This is a genomic window from Mesorhizobium sp. AR07 (genome assembly GCF_024746815.1).
Classification (GTDB): Bacteria; Pseudomonadota; Alphaproteobacteria; order Rhizobiales; family Rhizobiaceae; genus Mesorhizobium.
The window spans coordinates 3,720,971-3,742,963 of the sequence record NZ_CP080525.1 but is presented as its reverse complement, the minus strand read 5'-3'; the positions used below and the strand labels follow the sequence as shown (position 1 = coordinate 3,742,963).

The 21,993-nt window shown below is 62.8% G+C and carries 27 protein-coding genes; 15 read left to right on the top strand and 12 right to left on the bottom strand.

The window, feature by feature from the left end; translation table 11 throughout:
* Positions 1–14 precede the first annotated feature (14 nt).
* The 4 genes from xylF to BPNPMPFG_RS19050 all read left to right on the top strand — a co-directional run bounded on the left by xylF (position 15) and on the right by BPNPMPFG_RS19050 (position 5,323).
* The gene (gene xylF, locus BPNPMPFG_RS19065) at positions 15–1,055 is read left to right on the top strand and encodes a D-xylose ABC transporter substrate-binding protein (protein WP_258590253.1); all 1,041 of its coding nucleotides are present in this window, start codon (positions 15–17) and stop codon (positions 1,053–1,055) included.
* A gap of 247 nt (positions 1,056–1,302) precedes the next feature.
* Positions 1,303–2,655 (top strand): sugar ABC transporter permease, encoded by a 1,353-nt coding sequence (locus tag BPNPMPFG_RS19060; RefSeq protein WP_258590252.1) that lies wholly within the window; start codon positions 1,303–1,305, stop codon positions 2,653–2,655.
* Positions 2,656–2,732: 77 nt separating this feature from the next.
* Complete coding sequence (locus tag BPNPMPFG_RS19055) at positions 2,733–3,530, top strand: ATP-binding cassette domain-containing protein (RefSeq protein ID WP_258590251.1); 798 nt, start codon at positions 2,733–2,735, stop codon at positions 3,528–3,530.
* Between the two features lie 152 nt (positions 3,531–3,682).
* Positions 3,683–5,323 carry a CHASE domain-containing protein gene (locus BPNPMPFG_RS19050; protein WP_258590250.1) on the top strand — a complete coding sequence of 547 codons (1,641 nt, stop codon included), beginning with the start codon at positions 3,683–3,685 and terminating at the stop codon, positions 5,321–5,323.
* Positions 5,324–5,420: 97 nt separating this feature from the next.
* Here BPNPMPFG_RS19050 and BPNPMPFG_RS19045 read toward each other — a convergent pair whose 3' ends face one another.
* The 6 genes from BPNPMPFG_RS19045 to BPNPMPFG_RS19020 all read right to left on the bottom strand — a co-directional run bounded on the left by BPNPMPFG_RS19045 (position 5,421) and on the right by BPNPMPFG_RS19020 (position 8,901).
* Complete coding sequence (locus tag BPNPMPFG_RS19045) at positions 5,421–5,666, bottom strand: YMGG-like glycine zipper-containing protein (RefSeq protein WP_258590249.1); 246 nt, start codon at positions 5,664–5,666, stop codon at positions 5,421–5,423.
* An 83-nt stretch (positions 5,667–5,749) separates the two neighbouring features.
* Entirely contained in the window at positions 5,750–6,076 is a 327-nt protein-coding gene (locus tag BPNPMPFG_RS19040) for a hypothetical protein (protein ID WP_258590248.1), read from the bottom strand.
* A 121-nt stretch (positions 6,077–6,197) separates the two neighbouring features.
* Positions 6,198–6,377 carry a hypothetical protein gene (locus tag BPNPMPFG_RS19035; RefSeq protein ID WP_258590247.1) on the bottom strand — a complete coding sequence of 60 codons (180 nt, stop codon included), beginning with the start codon at positions 6,375–6,377 and terminating at the stop codon, positions 6,198–6,200.
* 142 nt (positions 6,378–6,519) lie between these two features.
* Positions 6,520–7,551, bottom strand: a complete 1,032-nt coding sequence (locus tag BPNPMPFG_RS19030) for a sensor histidine kinase (protein ID WP_258590246.1) — start codon at positions 7,549–7,551, stop codon at positions 6,520–6,522.
* 190 nt (positions 7,552–7,741) lie between these two features.
* A complete protein-coding gene (locus BPNPMPFG_RS19025; RefSeq protein WP_027031438.1) occupies positions 7,742–7,906 on the bottom strand; it encodes a DUF1328 domain-containing protein in 165 nt (54 codons plus the stop codon).
* Positions 7,907–8,106: 200 nt separating this feature from the next.
* A complete protein-coding gene (locus tag BPNPMPFG_RS19020) occupies positions 8,107–8,901 on the bottom strand; it encodes a response regulator (protein WP_258590245.1) in 795 nt (264 codons plus the stop codon).
* A 223-nt stretch (positions 8,902–9,124) separates the two neighbouring features.
* On the opposite strand from BPNPMPFG_RS19020, the gene BPNPMPFG_RS19015 reads away from it, so the two are divergent.
* On the top strand, positions 9,125–9,328 hold the full coding sequence (locus BPNPMPFG_RS19015; protein WP_258590244.1) for a NepR family anti-sigma factor: 204 nt from the start codon (positions 9,125–9,127) through the stop codon (positions 9,326–9,328).
* 3 nt (positions 9,329–9,331) lie between these two features.
* Positions 9,332–9,883 carry a sigma-70 family RNA polymerase sigma factor gene (locus BPNPMPFG_RS19010; RefSeq protein WP_258590243.1) on the top strand — a complete coding sequence of 184 codons (552 nt, stop codon included), beginning with the start codon at positions 9,332–9,334 and terminating at the stop codon, positions 9,881–9,883.
* Positions 9,884–9,925: 42 nt separating this feature from the next.
* On the opposite strand, the gene BPNPMPFG_RS19005 is transcribed toward BPNPMPFG_RS19010, so the two are convergent.
* Complete coding sequence (locus tag BPNPMPFG_RS19005; protein ID WP_413776879.1) at positions 9,926–10,246, bottom strand: response regulator; 321 nt, start codon at positions 10,244–10,246, stop codon at positions 9,926–9,928.
* 210 nt (positions 10,247–10,456) lie between these two features.
* Between BPNPMPFG_RS19005 and BPNPMPFG_RS19000 the strand changes: the two genes are divergently transcribed.
* The 3 genes from BPNPMPFG_RS19000 to BPNPMPFG_RS18990 all read left to right on the top strand — a co-directional run bounded on the left by BPNPMPFG_RS19000 (position 10,457) and on the right by BPNPMPFG_RS18990 (position 12,143).
* Positions 10,457–11,218: a Crp/Fnr family transcriptional regulator gene (locus BPNPMPFG_RS19000; RefSeq protein ID WP_258590241.1), complete on the top strand. Its 762-nt coding sequence runs from the start codon at positions 10,457–10,459 to the stop codon at positions 11,216–11,218.
* 128 nt (positions 11,219–11,346) lie between these two features.
* Positions 11,347–11,673 carry an ElaB/YgaM/YqjD family protein gene (locus BPNPMPFG_RS18995; RefSeq protein WP_258590240.1) on the top strand — a complete coding sequence of 109 codons (327 nt, stop codon included), beginning with the start codon at positions 11,347–11,349 and terminating at the stop codon, positions 11,671–11,673.
* Between the two features lie 11 nt (positions 11,674–11,684).
* Positions 11,685–12,143, top strand: coding sequence for a hypothetical protein (locus BPNPMPFG_RS18990; RefSeq protein ID WP_258590239.1), 459 nt, complete (start codon positions 11,685–11,687; stop codon positions 12,141–12,143).
* A 13-nt stretch (positions 12,144–12,156) separates the two neighbouring features.
* Here the strand turns inward: BPNPMPFG_RS18990 and BPNPMPFG_RS18985 are convergent, their stop codons facing one another.
* Positions 12,157–13,689: a sensor histidine kinase gene (locus BPNPMPFG_RS18985; RefSeq protein WP_258590238.1), complete on the bottom strand. Its 1,533-nt coding sequence runs from the start codon at positions 13,687–13,689 to the stop codon at positions 12,157–12,159.
* A 173-nt stretch (positions 13,690–13,862) separates the two neighbouring features.
* Here BPNPMPFG_RS18985 and BPNPMPFG_RS18980 point away from each other — a divergent pair, with 173 nt between their 5' ends.
* Positions 13,863–14,036 (top strand): hypothetical protein, encoded by a 174-nt coding sequence (locus BPNPMPFG_RS18980; protein WP_258590237.1) that lies wholly within the window; start codon positions 13,863–13,865, stop codon positions 14,034–14,036.
* Positions 14,037–14,065: 29 nt separating this feature from the next.
* Here the strand turns inward: BPNPMPFG_RS18980 and BPNPMPFG_RS18975 are convergent, their stop codons facing one another.
* Both BPNPMPFG_RS18975 and BPNPMPFG_RS18970 read right to left on the bottom strand, forming a co-directional pair.
* On the bottom strand, positions 14,066–14,986 hold the full coding sequence (locus BPNPMPFG_RS18975; protein ID WP_258590236.1) for a diacylglycerol/lipid kinase family protein: 921 nt from the start codon (positions 14,984–14,986) through the stop codon (positions 14,066–14,068).
* Positions 14,987–15,146: 160 nt separating this feature from the next.
* Positions 15,147–16,706 carry an alkaline phosphatase family protein gene (locus tag BPNPMPFG_RS18970; protein WP_258590235.1) on the bottom strand — a complete coding sequence of 520 codons (1,560 nt, stop codon included), beginning with the start codon at positions 16,704–16,706 and terminating at the stop codon, positions 15,147–15,149.
* A gap of 227 nt (positions 16,707–16,933) precedes the next feature.
* Here BPNPMPFG_RS18970 and BPNPMPFG_RS18965 point away from each other — a divergent pair, with 227 nt between their 5' ends.
* The 5 genes from BPNPMPFG_RS18965 to BPNPMPFG_RS18945 all read left to right on the top strand — a co-directional run bounded on the left by BPNPMPFG_RS18965 (position 16,934) and on the right by BPNPMPFG_RS18945 (position 20,489).
* The gene (locus tag BPNPMPFG_RS18965; RefSeq protein WP_258590234.1) at positions 16,934–17,866 is read left to right on the top strand and encodes a VOC family protein; all 933 of its coding nucleotides are present in this window, start codon (positions 16,934–16,936) and stop codon (positions 17,864–17,866) included.
* A 4-nt stretch (positions 17,867–17,870) separates the two neighbouring features.
* A complete protein-coding gene (locus BPNPMPFG_RS18960) occupies positions 17,871–18,491 on the top strand; it encodes an alpha/beta hydrolase (protein WP_258590233.1) in 621 nt (206 codons plus the stop codon).
* A 2-nt stretch (positions 18,492–18,493) separates the two neighbouring features.
* A complete protein-coding gene (locus BPNPMPFG_RS18955) occupies positions 18,494–18,793 on the top strand; it encodes a GNAT family N-acetyltransferase (RefSeq protein ID WP_258590232.1) in 300 nt (99 codons plus the stop codon).
* Between the two features lie 150 nt (positions 18,794–18,943).
* Positions 18,944–20,002, top strand: a complete 1,059-nt coding sequence (locus BPNPMPFG_RS18950; protein ID WP_258590231.1) for a dipeptidase — start codon at positions 18,944–18,946, stop codon at positions 20,000–20,002.
* A gap of 61 nt (positions 20,003–20,063) precedes the next feature.
* Entirely contained in the window at positions 20,064–20,489 is a 426-nt protein-coding gene (locus BPNPMPFG_RS18945) for a VOC family protein (RefSeq protein WP_258590230.1), read from the top strand.
* 6 nt (positions 20,490–20,495) lie between these two features.
* On the opposite strand, the gene BPNPMPFG_RS18940 is transcribed toward BPNPMPFG_RS18945, so the two are convergent.
* Both BPNPMPFG_RS18940 and BPNPMPFG_RS18935 read right to left on the bottom strand, forming a co-directional pair.
* Positions 20,496–20,741 (bottom strand): hypothetical protein, encoded by a 246-nt coding sequence (locus BPNPMPFG_RS18940; protein WP_258590229.1) that lies wholly within the window; start codon positions 20,739–20,741, stop codon positions 20,496–20,498.
* Positions 20,742–20,743: 2 nt separating this feature from the next.
* Positions 20,744–21,970 carry an aminomethyl transferase family protein gene (locus BPNPMPFG_RS18935; protein WP_258590228.1) on the bottom strand — a complete coding sequence of 409 codons (1,227 nt, stop codon included), beginning with the start codon at positions 21,968–21,970 and terminating at the stop codon, positions 20,744–20,746.
* Positions 21,971–21,993 lie beyond the last annotated feature (23 nt).

Genomic DNA, 21,993 nt, shown 5'->3' with positions numbered 1-21,993 from the left:
GCAGGGAGGATAATATGAAAAGATTCACAGCCGCCATCCTGGCGGGTGTCGCCATGTCGCTGACGCTCGCGTCGGTCGCGCAGGCGAAGGGCAAGGTCGTCGGCGTTTCGTGGTCGAACTTCCAGGAAGAGCGCTGGAAGACCGACGAGGCCGCCATGAAGAAGGCGATCGAGGCCGCCGGCGACAAATACATCTCCGCCGACGCGCAGTCCAATCCCGGCAAGCAGCTCACCGATGTCGAGAGCCTGATCTCGCAGGGCGCCAACGCGCTGATCATCCTGGCGCAGGATGCCTCGGCCATCGGCCCGGCGGTGCAGAAGGCGCTGGACGAAGGCATTCCGGTCGTCGGCTATGACCGGCTGATCGAGAACAAGGACGTCTTCTATCTGACCTTCGACAACAAGGAAGTCGGCCGCATGCAGGCCCGCGAAGTGTTCAAGGTCAAGCCGGAAGGCAACTACGTCTTCATCAAGGGCTCGGGTGCCGATCCGAATGCCGACTTCCTGTTCTCGGGCTCGATGGAAGTGCTCAAGGCGGCCATCGACAGCGGCAAGATCAAGAATGTCGGCGAGGCCTATACGGACGGCTGGCTGCCCGCCAACGCCCAGAAGAACATGGAACAGTTCCTTACCGCCAACGACAACAAGGTCGACGCCGTGGTCGCTGCCAATGATGGCACCGCCGGCGGCGTCGTCGCGGCGCTGACGGCGCAGGGCCTTGCCGGCACCGTGCCGGTCTCGGGTCAGGACGGCGACCACGCCGCGCTGAACCGCATCGCGCTCGGCACGCAGACCGTGTCGGTGTGGAAGGATGCGCGCGAACTCGGCAAGAACGCCGCCGAGATCGCCTCGCAGCTCGCCGACGGCAAGAAGACGGGCGACATCGCCGGCGCCAAGGACTTCACGACGCCTGGCGGCAACACCGTCAAGTCGCTGTTCCTGACCCCGGTTCCCATCACCAAGGACAACCTCAAGCTCGTCATCGACGCCGGCTGGATCAAGAAGGAAGAAGTCTGCGCGGGCGTCGCCGCCGGCAGTGTCGCGGCCTGCAACTAAAGGCTGGCAGACTCTTGCTCGATATCAACGCCGCGGCCTGGAGCGGTTCAGTGTTCTGTGGAACCGCTGAACCGCTCCAGTTCTTTGTTTTCCGCAATTCCGGACGGAAAATCGCAGTGCACTTTTCCTGGAATTGCTTCCAAGCCGCGGCGTTTTCTCAAAAAGATTTGTGTTTCCGTATCATGCGGATAGCTTCTAGGCTGGGTTTCGGCATCCGCGTCAGACGGCAAGCCGGTGGGAGGAAAGCATGACCGACACGACGTCCAACCCGCAGGCTGACACCGCGCGCGCATCCGAGCTCGGCGTGGTCGCCCGGTTCCTGAAGGCAACCGAGATCGATACCCGCATGCTCGGCATGGTCGGCGCGCTGCTGATCATCTGGATCGGGCTGCACGTCATTTCCAGCCTGCGCCTCGGCGTCAATCCGCTCGATTTCGACAGCCGCACTTTCTTGACGCCACGCAATCTGTGGAACCTGTCGGTGCAGACGTCAGCGGTCGCCATCATGGCCTGTGGCATGGTGCTGGTCATCGTCATGCGCAACATCGACCTGTCCGTCGGCTCCGCCGAGGGCCTGATCGGCATGGTGATGGGCTTTGCGCAAGTGCATTTCCTGGTGCGGTTCGTCGGGCTCGAACTCGGCAACCCGTGGATCTGGGTTCTGGCGCTGGTCATCGGCCTGGCGCTCGGCCTGCTGATCGGGGCCTTCCAGGGGTTCGTCATCGCCTATCTCGAAGTGCCGGCCTTCATCGTCACGCTCGGCGGCCTGCTGGTCTGGCGCGGTGCCGCCTGGTGGGTCACCAGCGGCCAGACCGTGGCGCCGCTCGATGCCACCTTCCAGCTGATGGGTGGCGGGCCGGCGGGTTCGATCGGGGCGACATGGAGCTGGGTCGTCGGTGTCGTCGCCTGTCTTGCCGTGGTGTTTGCACTGTTCAACGGGCGCGTGCAGCGCAAGCGTTTTCGCTTTCCGCTGCGGCCGATCTGGGCCGAGACGCTGCTCGGCGTGGTCACCTGCGCCGTCATCATGGGCGCTGTGTGGCTGGCCAATTCCTATCCGTGGCCGATCGGCATCGTGAACAGATACGCGGCCGCCAACAACATCACCGTTCCCGAAGGCGGCCTGTTCATCGCCCACGGCATCGCCATCCCGGTGCTGATGGCGATCGCCGTCGGCCTGATCATGACCTTCATCACCAACCGTACCCGTTTCGGCCGCTATGTGTTTGCCATCGGCGGCAATCCGGAGGCCGCCAACCTCGCCGGCATCAACACGCGCTGGATCACCATGAAGGTGTTCATGATCATGGGCGTGCTGGCGACGATCGCCGCCGCGATCTCCTCGGCCCGGCAGAATTCGTCGACCAACGTGCTTGGGACGCTCGATGAGCTTCTCGTCATCGCCGCCGCCGTCATTGGCGGCACGTCGCTGGCCGGCGGCTCAGGAACGATCATCGGGGCCATGCTCGGCGCGCTTCTGATGCAATCGCTGCAGTCCGGCATGGTGCTGCTTGGCGTCGACTCGCCGCTGCAGAGCATCGTCGTCGGCGCCGTGCTGGTCATCGCCGTCTGGCTCGACACCGTCTATCGCAAGCGCGTCTGAGCATGATCCCGAAAAGTGGATGCCGGTTTTCGGATAAGATCATGCTCATGCAACGACTGTAGGAAAGGAGAAGCGATATGGACAAAACCGCTCCCACCGGCACGCCGCTGATCGACATGCGCAACATCTCGATCGCCTTTGGCGGCATCCGCGCCGTCGACGACGCCTCGATCGATCTTTTCCCCGGTGAGGTCGTGGCGCTGCTCGGCCACAACGGCGCCGGCAAGTCGACACTGATCAAGGTCCTCTCTGGCGCCTACAAGCGCGATGCAGGCCAGATCTTCGTCAACGGCGAGGAGGCGTCGATCTCCAACCCGCGCGACGCCAAGAGATACGGCGTCGAGACGATCTATCAGACGCTGGCGCTGGCCGACAATGTCGACGCCGCCGCCAATCTGTTCCTCGGCCGCGAGCTGATGACCGCCTGGGGCACGCTCGACGATGTCGCGATGGAGGCCGAAGCGCGCAAGGTGATGGGCCGGCTCAATCCGCGCTTCCAGCGCTTCAAGGAGCCGGTGATCAAACTGTCGGGCGGCCAGCGGCAATCGGTGGCGATCGCGCGCGCGATCCTGTTCAATGCGCGCATCCTGATCATGGACGAGCCGACGGCGGCACTTGGTCCGCAGGAAACGGCGCAGGTCGGCGAACTGGTCAAGCAGCTCAAGTCCGACGGCATCGGCATCTTCCTGATCAGTCACGACATCCACGATGTGTTCGAGCTTGCCGACCGGGTCTGCGTCATGAAGAATGGCCAGGTCGTCGGCACCGCCCGCACCACTGACGTGACGCAGGACGAGGTGCTCGGCATGATCATCCTGGGCAAATGCCCGCCTGGCGCCATCCCCGGTCCGGGCGCGCTGAAGATCGCCGCCTGAGGTCTTGCCGGCACAAGGCAGTATCGTCCTGCCGGCTGCTGGGTTGTCGGTCATGTGATGTGCCAGCCGTCAGGATGGCTTGGCCTTGCCATTGTGTTGGCACGGCGACTTGCCCATAAAGGTCCGACATTGCCTAGGGACCGCATCATCCGTTGAAGAAGCTTTTTCCAATCGTCGCGTTCATCGCCGTTGCGCTGATCAGCATGACGATGGCGGGGTTTGCCTATTTCGCGACCCAGGAAGCCGCCCGCATCAAGTTCGAAGCAACGGCCGACGACGCGCTCAACCGGATCGAGAGCCGCATCGACCTGCATCTGTCGCTGCTGCGGTCGACGCAGGCCCTGTTCGATGCCCGCAACGGCGATATTTCCCAAAACGAGTTCAAGGCGTTCTTCAACGCGCTCGATGTCGACAACAATTTCGCCGGCTTGCGCGGTATCGGCTTTCTCAGGCTGGCGAAGGCCGGCGACGAGGCCGCCGTCGAACGCGATATGCTGCGCGACCAGGGCGTCAGCCATCCGATCTATCCGGACAGCACGCAGCCCTGGCGAGCCCCCATCGTGCTGTTCGAGCCGCTGGACCCGTCCAACCAGGCCAGCATCGGCTACGACATGTTCAGCGAACCGGTACGCCGCGCGGCGATCGAACAGGCAATGTCGGACGACCAGCAGCACGCCAGCGGGTTGGTGCAACTGGGTCAGGGCACGGGTGCCGCGCAGACCTTCACCGGCTTCTTCGTCTTCGTGCGGCTGAATGTCGAAACCGCGCCCGATGTCATCAATGCATCCAGATCCTCGACGTCCGGCTTCCTCTACGCGGCGTTTCGGGCGCGCGACCTGTTCCAGATAGCGCTCAGCCGGTCGCCGCTGCTGCCGGTCAACACCGAAATCTATGACGGCGCGGTGAACGGCGACAATCTGTTGTTCCGATCGGAGACGCCACCGGCGTCATCCCTAGGGGAAAGGTTGCTGGTCACCCGCAAGATCATGGTGGCGGGCCGGTCATGGACGGTCCTGTTCCGGCCGACAAGCGCCTTCTCGCAGCCGTCGTCGCGCGCCATTCCGGTGATGCTGGGGTTGTTCGGCCTGCTGCTGGCGGGCGCCATCGCGCTGGTGGCGCGCTATCAGGAGCGGGCCTATGAAGCGGCGTCGCGCTTGCACGAGACGACGGAAAAGAGCCTGATCGAAAAAGACCTGATGCTGCAGGAGATGAAGCATCGCATCAAGAATTCGATCACCCGCGTGCTGGCGATCGCGCGCCAGACGGCTTCGCGGGCCACCGACGTCAACGAGTTTTCTGCATCCTTCTCGGCCAGGCTGCAGGCGATGGCGGCGTCTCAGGACATGCTGACGCGCTCGCGCTGGCAGAAGGCCGATCTCGGCGATCTCTTGCGCATCGAGCTTGGCCAGGTGTTCGGCAAGGAGCTGCCCGAAGGGCTTTTGTCAGGGCCGGAGGTGCTGCTCGACGAAACCACGACGCAGGCGCTCGGCCTGACCTTCCACGAACTGGCGACGAATGCGCTGAAATATGGCGAAGCCGGCAATTCGGCCAACTCACTCAAGGGGGATTGGGCCCTCAAGGTCGACTGGTCGGTCGAAGGACGCGGGGCCGACAGGACCCTGGCTCTCAACTGGCGGGAAACCGGGCAGAAAAAACTCGAAGCGCCTGCCAAGACCGGCTTCGGCACCAAGTTGATCGACCTCAACGTCACGCGCGAATTGCGCGGCGCGATCAACCGCGATTATCAGGCCAGTGGTCTGAGAGTGGAAATCAGGATTCCGCTGACGGGCTGAAAGCCTGTCGGCGAGCCGGGACAGCCATAGTGCCCAGCCATGCAAATCCGGAGGCTGGAATTCCGGCCTCCGGATCGACGTTTCGATTATCGCCGAATTAGTTGCAGCGGGCCGTGTAGATCCGGCCGCGATGATCGCGATACTGGCAATAGCCGTTCTGCAGCCTGCGAACCAGCAGGCCGGATCCGGCGCCCACGGCCGCGCCGATCAGCGCGCCCTTGCCACCACCGACCAAGCCGCCGATACCGGCGCCGATCAAGCCGCCGCCAACCACATCCTGTTCGGTGCTGGTGCAGCCGCTGAGGGCAGCCACCGCAATCATGGCAATAATCATCTTCCGCATAGAGTCACTCCTCACTTTGTGTCCACACTTTGGTAAGCTCCAGCAGCCATTTAGCACGAAATGACGGCCTTTGCTGCTCGAATTTATTGTTGGCTAAGATAGTCTTTTTCTGGGCGTAGCGTGTTTGACGCGATGACGATGCTGGAAATCGCCAGCGAGGCGTCGAGGCTGCCATCCGGACGCACCTTCCAGACGATCTGATCATAGTCGTCTTCCAGCGCCGGATCGACGGCGAGGCATTTGGCAACGATATGCTGTGCCTGGCCCTGTACATCACCCATGGCGAAGGGACGTTCGGCGGTGCACTCGTCGGCCGTTGCGAAAACACTGACCGGGACCGGCAATTCACGGCATTCAGCCATCGTGTTCGAGCAACCGATGACCAGCAACAATGCAGCGATGTGTTCCATGGCGATATGCCCTCTCGCCATAGCAACGGTCCATGCTCGCCAAAGTTCCTGTGCCGACCCCTCAACCAGCGAATTATCATGCCGCGACGGGCAATTCCGGCTACGACTGGCGTGGTCGGTGTCAGGTGATCAGCTGGACCAGGGCGATGGCGACGATCACCGCGGCCAGACCCAGGGCGGCAAGGCGCAATGAAGCGCGCGGAGCGGGAGGCAGCGCTGGCGCGGATGCATCGGAGTCCTCAAACTCGCCCATCGAAATGCGGGCGGCCTGCTCCAGTCTGTTCATGTCGGCAACCGTCAAGGCATTCCTCCCGCACCATGCTGCAAGTCCTGCCACGGCAATGTCCGGCGGTGCGGCAGGTTCCAACGGTATCTGGGAAAAACAGTATCCGCTTTTATGGTGAATAGCCGGTTAAGGATAGGCTGGCGAAGGCGAGGGGCGCTCATTCCGTCTCGAAATTGCCGTGCGGGACGACAAGACGGTATTCGAGGCGGCCGGGCATTATCTCAAGCGTCGCGGTTCCGTTCAGGGATGCCGGCACGACCCGCTCGAGCGCGACACTGCCGAAGCGCTTACGGCTGCGCTGGTTGTCATTGGCTCCGATCGCCTCGACCCATGTCAGGGACAGAGAGGTCCCGGCATCAGCGGCGGTCAGGTTGGCTGTAACCTCGACGAATCCATCGGGCCGCGACAGGGCGCCATAGCTCACCGAATTGACGGCCAGTTCATGCATGGCGAGGCCGATATGCAAAGCGGCGTTGGGATTGAGATATGGGTTTGCTCCCTGAAAACGCAGGCTGCGCACCGGATCCGCGCCGTAGCGGCCAACCTGGCCCGACACCAGTTCACGAAGTGCAGCACCCCGCCAGTTGGACGAGGTCACGAGATCCTGGGACGAAGCCAGCGATTGCAGCCGGCCGCGAAAGCGTGTCAGGAAATCGCCGATGTTGTCGGAATAGCGTCCGGTCTGGGTTGCTATGCTCTGAATGATCGCCAGGAGGTTCTTCGAGCGATGACTGACTTCGCGCAGCAGCGTCGTCAGCGTCTGCTCGCGGCGTTTCTGCTCGGTCGTTTCGACCATGGTGGTAACGACACCTTGCACCGAGCCGCCATCGCCGTGGTCGGCATCGATCCAGACCTGAAACCAGCGGATGCCCTCTTCGACGGGAACGCTGATCTCGAGGCGCTGCGGCTTGCCGGACGCGATGACGTCACGCTTGGCCGCGCCGATGCGGTCGGCCTGCGCCGCTGGCAGGATGCCATTGCCGTCAGCGCTGTCGGATACCCAAGGGGCGCGCATGTTGCGCGCCCATACGGTCTTCATCTCGCGGTCCTGATAGAGAACGGAAATGCCGGCATTGTGCAGCGCGTGGAGAAGGGCCCGGCCAAGCTGCATGCCACTTTCGGCGGGATGCAGGGCGATGACTTCATCGCTCGGCGCGTCGTCTTGCCCATCTCCGGTTCTGGAACGCATCGGTCAATCTGTCCACCCAACTCAGGCTGAACGGCTCACCGTCAAATGGGTTCCCAAAAGAGGCTTGCCGAAAACCAGCCTGCAAAAGCGGTCCGCCGGACGGCGTCCCTTGCAGGATACCGCCCGGCGGTGGCTGGAAACCGTTTGAGGGGTGCGGCTTCCAGTGTTCGCTCGGATGATCGTTTCGTCCTCACGCCCGTTTGAACAGGCCAGCAAGAAGCGAAATGACCAGGAAAGCGAGAAAGATGAAAAACAGTATCTGCGCGATGCCGGCGGACGTGCCGGCGATGCCGCCGAAACCAAGCGCGCCGGCTATGATAGCCACGACGAGAAATACGAGCGCCCAGTAAAGCATGATCCATCTCCTTCGAATGGTGCGATGAAAACGTGGGTAGATGCGGTTTGTTCCACCCTTTGCCGAAAAAGACGATGCTTGCAAATCGTTCCAGGCAGGGCGTGCGGGAAATTCTCGGATGACGGCCCGGTCATGCCAAAGGGCCGCCCGATGCTATGCATCGAGCGGCCCTTTGTCGTGCCGTCGGGACGTGCTGGGAATTATGCGGCGGCTTTCGCCTGGCGGTCGAAGAACAGCGCCTGGCTGATCAGCGCCTTGACCATGTCGGGATTGAACGGCTTGGTGACCAGGAAGGCTGGCTCGGGGCGTTCGCCGGTCAACAGACGCTCGGGGAAGGCGGTGATGAAGATGACCGGCACCGATGTCGACGACAGGATCTCGTTGACAGCCTCGATGCCTGAACTGCCGTCGGCCAGCTGGATGTCGGCCAGCACCATTTTCGGCCGCGTCTTGCCGAACATCGTCACCGCCTCGGCATGGGTACGCGCCGTTCCGACGACGCGATGACCGAGGCTCTCCACCATCTCTTCTATGTCCATGGCGATCAACGGTTCGTCCTCGATGATCAGCACGTCGGTTGCCACCTGTCGGGAAATCTCGTTGCTCGCCTGGGCAAGCAGTTCGGAAAACTCCTGGTCGCCGACATCGAGGATCTCGGCCGCCTCATCCTCGCTGAACCCTTCGACGGCGACGAGCAGGAAGGCCTGGCGGGGACGCGGCGCTATCGCATTCAGATTGGCGGCGGCGCGCTGTTCCCATGCCGATTGCGCGTGCTCCTGCGGAACGCGGATGGCGACCGAAGTGAACAGCTTGGCGAAAACCTTGTACAGCGCGATGCGATCGGTGGATGCCTCGGGGAAGATCTCGACATCGGCAATGATAGCTTCGAGCATCGCGGCGACCAGCGCATCGCCGCTCTCCTGCGATCCGGAAACGGCACGCGAGAAGCGGCGCAGGAACGGCAGATTCGGCGCGATGGTGGCTGATAAACTCATGGTAAGACGTCTCCCTCAGAATGACGTGATTGCATAGATAGCAGGTCAGGCTGATTGCAAGCCCCGGCAAACCAACGCGGGTCCCGCGAAAAAGTTCCGGCCTGCGCGGAACTAATGTGGAGGGACTGCGTTTGAGGTCGGGATGGGCAACCAGAAGAGGGTGCCGCTTGCGTTGTGTCGAGTATGTTATGAGCGGCTTGGGTGCTGGGAATATAAGGGCAAAATGAAGGACATGACGAAAGATATTCTGGCTGGCGTCGCAGGCAGGCGCCGGGACGGCTCCGGTGACGCCCTCGGGCCGAACTCCGAAATCGGACGCAAACTCAAACAATATTATGACGAGCTGGTCTCCGACGATGTGCCGGATCGCTTCTCCCAGTTGCTCAGCCAGCTGGAACAGGCCGAACCCGCACAGAAGAAGGACTGAGGCATGGCAGCGGTCTCACAAGGCTTCAAGACCGATCTGCTTGGGGCAATCCCGAGCTTGCGCGCCTTTGCCGTGTCGCTGACGCAGAATGCCGACAAGGCCGACGACCTGGTCCAGGAAACGTTGGTCAAGGCTTGGGACAAGCATGAGAGCTTCCAGCCGGGCACCAATCTCAAGGCCTGGCTTTTCACCATCCTGCGCAATGAATTCTATTCGCAGATGCGCAAGCGCGGACGCGAGGTGCAGGACAGCGACGGCATCATGACGGCCAGGCTTGCCGTTCATCCGGCCCAGCACGGTCAGCTCGACCTCAAGGATTTTCGCGGCGCCCTCGAGCAATTGCCGGAGGACCAGCGCGAAGCCATCATCCTCATCGGTGCGTCGGGCTTCTCCTACGAGGAGGCCGCCGAGATTTGCGGTTGCGCGGTGGGGACGATCAAGAGCCGCGTCAGCCGGGCCCGCGCACGACTGCAGGAGATCCTGAAGATCTCCGGCGAAGACGAGTATGGTCCGGATGCGATTTCTACCCAGGTGACGGGAACACGGGCCAGCTGACCTGTGATCGCAAGGCGCGATCCGCAGGGTCGGGATCGGATCTCAACCGGCCGAAGCGCGCCCGCAGGCCGCCGCCACCGCTTGCACGAGGTCTTCACCCGAATAGGGTTTGCCGACCAGCCTGATGCCCGGAAAGGACGCCTTGATTTCATCGGCATCCGAATAGCCCGAGGCAAATACGAAAGGCACGCCTGCCGCGCGCAGCCCCGAGGCGAAATCGAGTGTCGAGGCGCCGCCCAGCATCAGGTCGACAATGGCGGCGTCGAAGTGCGTGGCAACCTGCCGGCCATCGACCTCGTCCAGATCACGGGCGATCACCACCTCGCCGGCGCCGTGGTCGCGGCAAAGCTGCTCGACATCCATGGCGATGAGAAACTCATCCTCCAGGACCAGAATCCGCAATCCATCAAGCAAAGGGGGCACAGGCAAGGACTCCTTGAAACGGACGGAGTCATGATCGTTATTTTATGGGCTGTCATTTAAAAAAGACATGTGCCCGACCCGGAACCTCGATCCTTGCAACGCGTTTGAACCGCAGCCTTCTGAACAGCGGGCTTTCGAAGAGGGGTCGAAATGTCAGGCCAGAACGGTCGCGCTTTCTCCAGCCGCCAATATCCTTGCGAGAACTGCCCGTTGCGGCCGTTGCCGATTTTCCGCGAGTTCGAAAAACAGGAACTGGCCTTCATCAGCAAATTCAAGAAGGGCGAGCTCGCCGTCGACAAGGGCGCCACGGTGCTTGTGGAAGGTAGCCACAGCGCCCATCTCTATACAGTGCTCTCCGGCTGGGCGTTCCGCTACAAGCTTTTGCGGGACGGTCGCCGCCAGATCCTCAACTATCTCTTGCCCGGCGATCTGATCGGCCTGCAAGGCACCGTGATGGGCGAGATGCAGCATTCCGTGGAGGCCCTGTCGCCGATGCTGCTTTGCGTTTTCGAACGCGAGTCTTTGCATGAACTCTACCGCAATCATCCCGGCCTCGCCTACGACATCACCTGGATCGCATCGCGCGAGGAGCGCATGCTGGACGAGAATCTGCTCAGCATCGGACGTCGCAGCGCGATCGAGCGTGCCGCCTATCTTATCGCCTTCATCGGCAGCCGGGCCAAGGTCGTCGGGCTGAACGGCAAGCAAGCCATCCAGATACCGGTCACCCAACAGCACATCGCCGACACGCTCGGCCTGTCGCTGGTCCACACCAACAAGACCATCCGCAAGCTGATGGATCGCAAGCTGATTGTCTGGCGCGACGGCGGTTGCGAGGTCATCGACAATGAAGGGCTCAAGCAACTTGCTGGCTGGGAAGGGCTGGGCGAGGCGCGCCGGCCGCTGATCTGACGAAGCGCCTTTTGGCCAGGGCCGGCGGACCGGGTGCGCGCGCACGCGTTTTCAGGTAGTTTGTCCCGGTCTCGGAACCTTGAGACATGCGGTGCGTTTGAAATCAAGCAATCACAAGGAGTTAAGCTATGGCAACTGCCGCAGGAAAAACCGCAAACGAAGGCCGGGCGAACGCAGACCTCGAAGCCGACATCAGGCAATTGAAGGCCGATATCGACAAGCTCACCAAGCAGCTGGCCAAAACCGGCGAGCACGGCTATGGCACCGCGCGGCGTGCGGCCACCGAAGGGGTCGAGCAGTTGCGCGCGCAGGGCGAAGCCGCCTTTGACAGCCTGCGCAGCAACGCCAAGGACATCGAGGCGCAGATGATGGCGAGCGTGCGTGAAAAGCCGGTGACGTCCCTGGCGATCGCTGCCGGCGTCGGCTTCCTCTTCGCGCTTCTCGCGCGTCGCTAGTCGCATACCAGATGGGAATGCTCGCATCCCTGATCTCGGGTTTCGCCTCGGGTGAAACAGTCGCCGCCATCCGTCGCGCGCGCACGGCGGCCATCGTCTATGCACTCGCCGGGATCGCAGCGCTCTGTGGTCTCGGCTTCCTGATCGGCGCGGCCTATATCTGGGTGGCGCTTCGCTATGGGTCGTTTGCCGCCGCGCTGAGCTTCGGCGCAGGTTTCCTGGTCTTGGCCGGGCTGATCCTGCTGATTTACCAGATATCCGCAGGCTCGCGCGCCCGGCGTCGGGCGCAACGACGCAATGCCGACATGAAGGCGATCGGCATCGCGGCCGCGCTTGCCGTGCTGCCGGCGCTGCTTAGGGGTAAAGGTGGTCTTGGCGTCATTCTGGGCCCGGCCGTGGCGCTCGCCGCTTACGCCATCTATCGCGAAAACGTGAAACCCGACGGACCGGATGAAGGCGAGCGGAAATAAGGTTATTGGAAGGTCACTTCGACAAATCTTCCAGCGGCATGGATATTTCCGCGAACACGCCTTCCGGTCGGAATTCATGGGTTACTTCGCTTGAAATGACCTTGGCAAGGCTGCGGCGGATGAGGATCGAGCCGAAGCCCTGCCGCTCGGGTGGGGCGACTTGCGGGCCGCCGCTTTCGCGCCACGTCAGCACAAGGCGTCGGGCCCCCTTCCTGCCTTGTGTCTTCCAGTCGAGATCAACCTTGCCGGACGCCACCGACAGCGATCCATATTGCAGCGCATTGCTGGCCAGCTCATGCAGGATCAGGCCAAGCCCGACGGCCTGGTCGGGCGACAGCAGCAGATCGTCGCCAGAGATCGTCATGCGCGGCTGGTCGGCGGTGTCGAAAGGCTTGACCTCGATCTGGACGAGTTCGCGGATGCCGATGCCGCGCCATTCGCGGTCGGACAACAGATTGTGGGCGATGCCTAGAGCCTGAAGCCGGGCGCCAAAGGCTTCGAGGAACTCGCTCGGCTGGCGGGCATGGCGCACGGTCTGCGTCGCCAGCGCCTGGACGGTCGCCAGCGTGTTCTTGACGCGGTGGTTGAGCTCGCGCAGCAGCAGCCTTTGCCGCTCGTCGCCAAGCTTGCGCTCGGTGATGTCGTAATTGACGCCGAAGATCAGCGTCGGCTTGCCGTCGCCGTCACGCTCGATGACCCGGCCGCGCGTGGCGATCCAGCGCGGTGGATGAAAGCCTTTCACCCGGTATTCACCGAAATAGTCGTCGCTGCCGCTCAAGGCATCGCGAAACCGGGTTTCGGTCTGGTAGACGTCGCGTGGATCGATGGCGGTGAGGATGTCGCGCGCCCGCAGCCGGTTCGAGCGCGGCAGGTTGAACAGTTCCGACAGCAAGGTGTCGCATTCGATGATGTCGGTGCGGATGTCCCATGCCCAGCTGGCGAGCGAGGCCGCATCGAGCGCGATGGCGCGCCGCTTCTCCTCACGCACCAGCGCTGCCTGGGCGATGGCGCCGCTGCGGGTCGCATCCTTCAAGGTGAACAGGCTGCCGGCAAGGCCGGCCAGCGCCTTCAACTGGTCGAGCTTGGCGCGGGACGGAAAGCCATGCGGCTTGCGGTCGAGCACGCATAGCGTGCCGATCCGGACGCCAGCCACGATCATCGGTGCACCGGCATAGAAGCGGACGTGGTGGTTGCCGGTGACCAGCGGGTTGGCCTTGAAGCGTGGGTCCATGGTTGCATCCGCCACCACCATCGGCTCGTCGCCGGCGGCGATCGCATGGGCGCAGAAGGAGATGTCGGTCGCGGTTTCGGTCTCGTCCAGACCGATACAGGATTTGAACCATTGCCGCTTGTGGTCGACGAGCGTCACCAAGGCGATCGGCACCTGCATGACCGCCGCGGCAAGGCTGCTTATGCGGTCGAAATCCGGATCGGCCGCCGTATCCAGCATCTCCAGCCCGTGCAACACGGCCAGCCGGTCCTCGTCATTGACCGCGCGTGCAATCTCGGCCGGCAGATCCGGCACTCTTTCCGCCTTGTTGTTCACCCAGGTCCCCAATGCCCCGTCTTGGCCTTCGCCGTCGCTTCGCCGGCTTGCCGTTGCAGAGCCAGCCGGGCCAGAACCAGCCGTCTTGCCCGGAACCATCCTAGCGAGGAACCGTTACCCGACTGTGTTTTGCCAGACGCGCCAGCTGGCGCAAGACGAGACAAGGGCCGCCCATGACCAAGATCGTTCCCAAGGACAAAGCCCGGCAGGGAGGTTGGGGCCGGCACGGCCTGCGCATTCTGATCGCTGCGTTGCTGCTGGCCTTTGTTGCGTGGGGCGGCGTCGAAATCTATGGCGAGATGATCAAGAAGGATACGACCGAACAGGGCAATGTTCCCGGCGGCTAGACTGTCTGACGCAATGGGTTCCGATCGCATTAGGCAGCCTTTGCCTCTGCGATTCTGGCCGGCACCAGGACATTCAGCGCGCCGGGCTGGATTTCGATCGTCGTTTCGCGATCGAGCTTGACCAATTCGCCATCCATGACGGCGCGAAACTTGCTGCTCCCCGAATGGATTTTCAGGACCGTTCTGTCAGCCTGATGGATCTCGACATGCTCGTTGTCGCGCCACTTGCCGCGTGCCACGTTGAAGATGAATTTGACCAGTTCGGCACGCTGCTGCGCGACCGTGACATAGACGCCAAGCACGCCGCCTGCCGGGTTGTCGGCGTAGGGCAAATGGCCTTCGCCGAACAGATTGTTGGTGATGCCGATGCCGGTAATGCGCGCCGTCATCTCGGCTTCGCCGATGCCGAGCGTCACGTTCATCGCCGGTGGATTGTTGATCGTCGCCCAGGCTGCCTTGGCCGAGGCGCCGATCTTTCCAAGGCGCGAACCGAACTCCATTTTCTGGCGCAGTTGCACCATCTTCGCATGCATGCCGATCGAGAACTGGTGAACGAACGGCCGGCCGTTGGCCGTGGCCATGTCGACGGTGATGATTTCGCCGTCGGCGAAAGATTCCAGCGCGGCATCAAGGGACTGCGGAATGCCCAGCCCGCGCGCGAACAGGTTCATGGTGCCGGCCGGCAATATGGCAAGCGCCTTCTTCGTGCCCATCAGCCGGGCCGCCGCGGCAGAAATGGTTCCGTCGCCGCCGCCCGCCAGCACGACATCGACGGAGCGGCGCGAAGCAGCGCCGTCGAGCGTCGCCACCACGTCCTTGCCGGCAACGACATCGATGCTGAGAGAGTGACCTGCCGTCTCCAGGGTCTGGCGCATCCTGTCGGAGAAAGCGGCAATGTCGGTGTTGCGCAAGGTGCCGCCGTCCCGGTTCAGCACCGCTGCAAACTTCATGCCCCGCTCCGTCATTCAACCGCGATATGGGCCGGGACAGACCCAGCCGCAGGCTGAAACGCGGCAAAACGGGAAAGGTTCCGTCGGCAGTAGGGCAGTAGGGTTGGGGCGTCGACACGGATAGGCTCCAATTTCCCTACTGCCTTACTGCCCTATTCCCCTACTGCCTATTCACATGCCCCACAACGCCATGCTCGGTCAGTTCGGATAATGCCAGCGACTGGTCGAGATGTTCGGCTCGCCAGGCAAGTAGCCTTTCGGCGAACTCCAGCCGCACGGCCAGATAAGTTGGATCGGCGGCGAGGTTGTTCAACTCCCCCGGATCGCTTTCCGGGTCGAACAGCAGCGGCGGCAGGCCGCCGCCGAAATGCACGTATTTGAATTTTTCCGTGCGGATGACGGCGAGATTGCACTGGCGGGACGTGATGCCGAAATGGCGTTCGGCCTCACCCCCGGCAATCGAGCGGAAATCGAACTCCCAATGCGCGGCATCGCGCCAGCCTGCCGGCCGCTCGCCCTCGATGAACGGTTTTAGCGACTGCCCGTCGAGATGTGGCGTGGCATCCTCGCCGAGCAGGTCGAGAAGCGTCGGCAAAATGTCCACCGCTTCGGTGAAGCGATCGACGCTGCTGCCGGCCGCCGTGCCGTGGCGCGGGTCGCGGATGATCAGCGGAATGTGGTAGCTGCCGTCGAAGTAGCCGCCCTTGCCCAGCATGAAATGGTCGCCCATCATCTCGGCATGGTCGGAGGTCAGCACGATGATGGTGTCGTCCCACGCGCCTGCCGCCTTGACCGCTTGCCAGATGCGTCCAAGCTGCGCGTCGACCTCGGAGATCATGCCGTAATAGATCGCGCGGATGCGGCGGAAGTCGTCATCGCTCCAGTCGTACACATTGCCATCGGAGCCGGGACGGAACCTGGCCTGCTTCTGCCGGGCAAGATCATAGGCGAGATAGGGATGGCTTTCCGCCTCGGTCTGCCACTTTTCCGCACGCCGAAAATTGGGACCGTCGGCTGGATCGTACAGGGCGTTGTACGGCTCTGGCACGATGAAGGGCGGGTGCGGGCTGATGAAGGAGAGATGCGCGAACCACGGCTCGGCGACCTCCTGTTCGCCGAGCCAGCGCGTGAATTCGCTGGTCAGGAAGGCGGCCGGCGTCTCATCTCTGGAATAGACGGGCGGGGCGTTACTGACGGTGGCGCCGGCGTTACTGCCGTCGTTGACCGGGCGATGGATATCGTAAGATTCGGCGCTGGTGTCGATGCCCCTCTGCCTGAGCCAGGACAGCCACTGCTTCTGATGTTCGGGCAGCAACTGGCGCACGGTGAATCCCGGCAGCACGCCCTCATAGCTATGCAGCCGTGGGTCTCCCGGCGCCAGCAGGCGTGGATCGAGCGACACGTCGGTGTAGCCGAACAGCGTCGGATCATAGCCGAGGCCGCGGGCATGCAGCGCGATGTTGCCGTGACGGGCGTCGAGCGGCGTGCCGTTGCGGCAGACGCGGTTGTTCATCTGGTAGAGGCCGGTGTAGAGGCAGGCGCGGGCCGGCGAGCAGGGCGCCGCGCCGCCGTAATGCCGCTTGAACAACACACCCTCAGTGGCCAGCGCGTCGGCATTCGGCGTCTTCACAACCGGATGGCCGGCAGCCGACAGGCAATCACCGCGCCACTGGTCGCATGTGATCAGGAGAATGTTCGGTCGCCTGGCTTTTCCGGTCACTCGCGATACCCTTGTCCCTGCTTGGTCAAACGCCGCTCATGGAACCCAATTCTGGCGATGGCGCAAGTCCGACCTGCTCGTCAATTTGTGAACAAACTTCTTCTGATTGTTCACTTTTACAGCACAGTCCATTCTGTGTTTGCCGCCTTTGCCTTGAGCGGTGGTGTCCTCATATTGGCGTGGACAGCGGCGAGGGCCGCACAAGCAAAAAGGGAAGGAGCAAGACAATGCTCGACCAGATCAAGGGCCTGCATCACGTCACCTCGATGGCCAGCGATGCGCGGCGGAACAATGATTTCTTCACCCGAAAACTCGGCCAGCGCCGGGTCAAGAAGACGGTCAATTTCGACGCGCCCGACGTCTACCATCTCTACTATGGCGACGAGGCCGGCACGCCGGGTTCGGTGATGACCTATTTCCCGTTTCCCAACATCGGCAAGGGCCGTCATGGCGTCGGCGAAGTCGGCACCACGGTCTATTCGGTACCGGAAGGCACGCTCGACTATTGGGAAAAGCGTTTCGCCGATGAGGGCGTCTCCGGCCTCTCGCGCAACGAGACATTCGGCGAAAAACGTCTGGCCTTTGCCGGACCGGACGGCGACGGTTTCGCGCTGGTCGAGGACAAGGCCGACGCCAGAAAGCCATGGGCGAAAGGCGGCATTCCTGCTGACGAAGCGATCCGCGGATTTCATTCCGTATCGCTCAGGCTGAAGGACGGCGGCGCCACCGAGGAGTTGCTGAAATTCATGGGCTACGAGGAGATCGACAAGTCCAGCACCATCAGGCGACTGGCGGTGAAGAACGGCAACGGCGCCGATGTCGTCGACATCGAATCGCTGCCTGGTGTTGCCTTTGCCGATCTCGGCGCGGGCTCCGTCCACCATGTCGCCTTCGCCGTCGAGAACCGCGCCAAGCAGCTCGAAGTGCGCAAGGCGTTGATGGATACCGGCTATCAGGTGACACCGGTGATCGACCGCGACTATTTCTGGGCTATCTATTTCCGCACGCCAGGCGGCGTGCTGTTCGAAGTCGCCACCAACGAGCCGGGTTTCGACAGGGATGAGGACAGCGCTCATCTCGGGGAGGCGCTGAAGCTGCCGACGCAGCACCAGCATCTCAGACCCTATCTCGAGCAACATCTGCAGAAACTGGAAGGCTGAGCTCATGAGCAAGGACGCTTACATCCACAAGCTGCTGCCCGGTTCGCCGGGTGGTCCGCTGCTCTTCGTCTTCCACGGTACGGGGGCCGATGAGAACCAGCTTCTGTCGCTGGGGCGCGATCTCGCGCCCCAGGCAACCATCATCTCGCCGCGCGGCGATGTTTCCGAACATGGCGCGGCGCGCTTCTTCCGCCGCACCGGCGAGGGCGTCTACGACATGGACGACCTGGCGCGGGCGACGGACAAGATGGCCGGCTTCGTCAAGGCCCATATCGACGCGGCAAAACCGTCGGCCGTGCTTGGCCTTGGCTACTCCAACGGCGCCAACGTCCTGGCCTCGGTGGTGTTCGCCGCGCCGGCGGTGTTCGATGCCACGGTGCTGATGCATCCGCTGATCCCGTTCGAACCGGAGATCAAGGGCAGTCTCGCCGGCCGTCATATTCTGGTGACCGCCGGCAGGCGCGATCCAATCTGCCCGCCGAACCTGACCACGCGGCTCGAAGCCTATTTGCGTGCCGACGGCGCCGATGTCACAGTGGAGTGGCATGACGGCGGGCACGAGGTGCGGCCAAACGAGATCGAGGCGGCCCGGCTGCTCTTTGCCGCTGCCATCCAAGGAGTATAGCGATGCCTGAGCAACTGCCTGAGATCGAACTGGAAGATCGCGGCTCCAAGGGTCGCTATGTCCTGCGCGGCCCCGGTGGGGCCGAGGCCGAGATGACCTTCACCAAGATCGGTGAGCACCAGATCATCATCGACCATACCGAAGTGCCGGACGCGTTTCGCGGTCAGGGTGCCGGGCTTCGGCTCGTCACCCGCGCCGTCGAGGATGCGCGTGCGGCGGGCAAGAAGATCATCCCGCTCTGCCCGTTCGCCAACGCCCAATTCCGCCGCCACCAGGAATGGGCCGACGTGCTGAAGCAGTAGGATCGCGCAGGCACGTCATCGATCGAGAGCGACGGACAACCGGCCGTCGCTCTTATAGGCACGGCTTTGGCATTTGCGCGGGTGGCGCATCTTGCCTAAGTAGATATGATATATCGCACCGCGCCGACAAACGAACCGAATGATCCCCCTATGACCGAAACCGATCTCGTTCCCGTCTTCGACGGCCACAACGATACGCTGCTCAGACTCTACCAGTCGAAAGACACGGATGTCGAAAAGCTGTTCATCGAAGGGAAATCGGGCGGCCATATCGATCTGCCGCGCGCGAAGGCCGGCGGCTTTGCCGGCGGCATGTTCGCCATCTTTCCGCCGCCTGTCGAGAAATCCCGGCGCAGCGCCGTACCCATGGCGCCGAGCGATGCCGAGCCGCTGCCACCCGAGGTTCCGCGCGCCGATGCACTGACCTCGACGATCGCGATGGCCTCGATCCTGTTCAGGCTGGAACGGGCCGGAGCGCTCACCGTCTGCCGCAGTGCCGGCGACGTGCGCAACGCCATGGCGCAAGGCTCGATCGCGGCGGTCTTCCACATCGAAGGGGTCGAGGCGATCGATCCCGAGCTCACCATGCTCGACGTGCTGCACGCTGCCGGCCTGCGCTCGCTCGGCATCGTCTGGAGCCGGCCGAACGCCTTCGGCCACGGCGTGCCATTCCGCTTTCCGTCCTCGCCCGACACCGGCCCCGGGCTGACCGATGCCGGCAAGGCGCTGGTCAAGGCCTGCAACCAGTTGAAGATCATGATCGACCTCTCGCATCTCAACGAGAAGGGCTTTCGCGATGTCGCATCCCTCAGCGATGCACCGCTGGTCGCCACCCATTCCAACGTGCACGCGATCTGCGGCCATTCGCGCAATCTCACCGACTGGCAGCTCGGCGCGATCCGCGAGTCCGGCGGCATGGTCGGGCTGAACTTCGCCACCGGTTTTCTGCGCGAGGATGGCCGCATGAATGCCGACACCAGCCTCGACATCATGGTGCGCCATGTCGATTCCCTGCTGCAGGCGCTGGGCGAAGACGGTGTCGGCCTCGGCTCGGATTTCGATGGCGCCATGATCCCGGCCATCATCGGCGACGTCGCCGGCCTCCCGAAGCTGATCGATGCGCTGGCCGCGCGTGGCTTCGGGCGAGCGCTGATCGAAAAGATCGCCTATCGCAACTGGCTCAGCATGCTGGATAGGACGATAGGGTGATGCAGGCTGACTTCAGTATTTCGAAAATGTCTTCTCACGCTTATGCCGATAATGGTGCGCCATGCTTACCTACGTTTACTTCGGTACCAACGATTTGAAACGCGCTACGACGTTCTATGACGCGGCTTTGGCGCCGCTTGGCATGGAACGTTGCATCACCGGTGATCCGGATTGGGATAGCACTTCGGCAGGTTGGGGGATCTACGAGAATGGCGGCTTGCGCGAACTTGCGTTCTGGGTCGGAACGCCGTTCGACAAGCAGACAGCGACAACAGGCAATGGCAGCATGGTCGCTTTCAGAGCGCGATCATGGAAAGAAGTGGACGATTTTCATTCTGCGGCTCTTGCCAATGGCGGCAGTTGCGAAGGTGCTCCCGGCCTTCGATTGCACTACAGCCCGGACTTTTACGCAGCTTATGTGCGCGATCCGGATGGCAACAAACTCGCCGCTGTAAGCCGTGGTGTGCAAGCGCAACCGTCCTTATAGCGCACCCTATTCGAAGCCCATGCGCTTCAGCCAGTCCTTGCCGACGCCGCGATCACGGATGATAGGCAGTGGATTTTCCGAATCGAGCCGCGCGCAGATGCGGTAGACTTCGAGCGTCTCGGCGCTCATCTCGTCCCGCTTGTAGAAGAACATGGCGGCGGCATAGCGCGTGCGGCCCGACCATTTTTCGCCGAGCGGCGTGTTGATCAGATCCCACTGTTCGTCTGCCTCGAGGTCGGCTTCGTCCGTCATGGTCAGAAATCCGCCGGCGGGTTGGCGCTGCGGCGGTCGAGCTTGATGAAGGGGCGCTGCACCACCTTGGCCCGTTTCATCAGCTTCTGGTACTGCAGCTCGCGCATGGCGTAGATCTCGACCCACAGGTCCTCGACAACAGTATCACCGTACGGCCGCGCCAGCGAGGCGATGGCGATGTTGCGCTTGGCCATCGGCGACCACATGGCGGCGCTGACCAGCCCGACCTCCTGGCTTTTCTTGTAATAGACGATGGCGTGTTCGGCCGGGATGTTGCCTTCGATCTCCAGCCCGACCAGGACATGGCGCAGCTTGCGTTTGGCGCGAGCCTCGAGGATGGCGCGGCGGCCGTTGAAATGGCCTTTTTCGAGATCGATCATGAAGCCTAGACCGATCTCGTCGGGCATGCGCAAGCGATCGGCGCGGATGGCGTGTTCGGCGGTGGTGAAGTCGGCATTGGCGACGATCAGCCCTGCCTCGAGCCGGGCGCGGTTGAGCGCGGTGTAGCCGATGGCGCGGATGCCGCGTAGCTCGCCCGATGTCATCAGCCGGTCCCACAGGCTCAGCGCCTTGTCGGCTGGCACGAACAGTTCGTAGCCGAGATCGCCGGTGAAGCCGGTGCGCGAAATGCTGACGGTGCCGCCATCGTGCGGGAAGTCGGCGAGGTCGAAGATTTTCAGCTTCTCGACACCGGCGAAGCCGGCATCGCGCAACACGGCAAAGGAGGTTGGGCCTTGCAAGGCGAGGCCGGCAACGGCTTCGGTCTCTTCCTCGACCGTTACGGCGAAGCCAATGGCGCTGTCGAGCAGCCATGGGAGATGCCGCTCCTGCGAACATAGCCGGAAGCGCGTCGGCGACAGCCGGAACAGCGTGCCGTCATCGAGGACAAAGCCCTCGTCGTCGCACCATGCGGTGTAGTGGACGCGGCCGGGTTTTAGTTTGGTGACATCGCGCAAGGTGACACGGTTGAGCAAGGCTTCGGCGTCCGGCCCCTCGATCCGGTACTTGGTCATCGGCGAAATGTCGAACAGCGCCGCCTGGCTGCGGATGGCGAAGTATTCGAGTTCCTCGTCCCACAGCGAATGCGGGGCGCGGTAGCCGGCCCAATTGTACCAGTCCTGGGTTTTGGCCAGTGCGTCGATGCGCGGCTGGAATGGCGTGCCGAGGCGTAGCGTGCGGAAATGGTTCTGGGCGGCGATGCGGGCTGTGGTGTTGAGCTGGCTGGTCATGACGGCGATCCTTCGCCGTAGCG